General features: G+C 45.7%; 1 protein-coding gene and 2 pseudogenes. 2 read left to right on the top strand and 1 reads right to left on the bottom strand.

The features are described from left to right. Both JQ822_RS24285 and JQ822_RS24280 read left to right on the top strand, forming a co-directional pair. Positions 1-286 (top strand): annotated as a pseudogene (locus JQ822_RS24285) (shufflon system plasmid conjugative transfer pilus tip adhesin PilV); the annotation flags it as partial. 54 nt (positions 287-340) lie between these two features. Further along, positions 341-847 carry a sugar O-acetyltransferase gene (locus tag JQ822_RS24280; protein ID WP_077223963.1) on the top strand — a complete coding sequence of 169 codons (507 nt, stop codon included), beginning with the start codon at positions 341-343 and terminating at the stop codon, positions 845-847. Between the two features lie 6 nt (positions 848-853). On the opposite strand, the pseudogene JQ822_RS24275 reads toward JQ822_RS24280, so the two are convergent. Next, positions 854-1,223, bottom strand: a pseudogene (locus JQ822_RS24275) (shufflon system plasmid conjugative transfer pilus tip adhesin PilV); the annotation flags it as partial.

Genomic DNA, 1,223 nt, shown 5'->3' with positions numbered 1-1,223 from the left:
CTGTCAATCCGGTGCGTGGACGTCCAGCGGCAAGGTATCAGCATTTGAAATGATTCAAGGAAATGATGCTTGTGGCAAATACGTCTACTCAAAAGCCTACTGTCCTGCCGGAAAACAATTGATTTCGGGTGGCTGGGTTCTCTCAAACTGGACAGGTGGTAACGGGTGGAACGCCCCAGATTCCTCAATGCCATCACCATCAGATAATGCCTGGCAACTTGTTACTGGAGGTGGTGTTACGGGTGGAACGTGTATGCGCGCAATAGCGTGGTGTGCTAAAAATTAACTGAATGATAAACTTGGATAAATCCTCAAGCACAAGCAAAGGAAGCCGCTAATAATGCTTACGTATCTCTTCAGTACATTAAGAAACAGGTTGAAAGTACCGACTGCCAGAAACCTCTTCAACACAACAAATCTTCGAAGAAAATCACGCAACAAGTTGCTCAAAAAATCAGGGGTTGTCATAACTGGCGAAAGCGCAGTAACCCCCCCATTTTTTTATGAATATGGTCGCATAACGATCGGTCAAGGTGTCTACATCAACACTGGATGTGTCTTCCTCGATCATGCGTCAATTTCGATAGGCGACAATACCCTGATTGGACCGAATGTCACACTGACGACAGCCAGCCATGAAACTTCGCCTGAATTGAGATGTAGTGGCGTTACTCAGGCTCCAATCAGTATTGGCCATAAGGTATGGCTAGGAGCAGGCGTCGTCGTTTTACCGGGCGTTACAATTGGCAATAACAGCGTTATAGCGGCAAACAGCGTAGTACGTTCGGATGTACCAGAAAATACGTTGTACGCAGGTTCTCCTGCTGTTTTTAAACGCAACATATGATATGGGTTACTGGAAACGAAACACATTAAAACTGCCGTAATCGCACCCATAAGCCATCATTCCATTTGATGTAATCGAGAACGATTGGCCATCAGGAACATCAAATGAAAAACTTCCAGATTTCTGCCACTGAGAGTTACCATCGATTGAGTGTGCAACAGTAAGGCCGCCAACTGTAGCTGTCAGTGAAAACGTATTGGCACAGTTATCTGAGTTACCAAAGTTGATTTTTTTGGGGGGGGGATTGCCTCCCCAGGCATATATTTTAAACTGCTTTCCAGTTGTGTTGCTGCTACTAAAAAAGCCTTTAAACGCTCCGAGAGAGGTGTAAATACCATCAGATGGAGAGGGGGAACGCCAGGCACCGGATTGACAG

The sequence above is a fragment of the Citrobacter sp. FP75 genome (assembly GCF_018342065.1).
Classification (GTDB): Bacteria; Pseudomonadota; Gammaproteobacteria; order Enterobacterales; family Enterobacteriaceae; genus Citrobacter.
The sequence above is the reverse complement of the archived record's forward strand: the minus strand, read 5'-3'. Positions and strand labels throughout refer to the sequence as shown.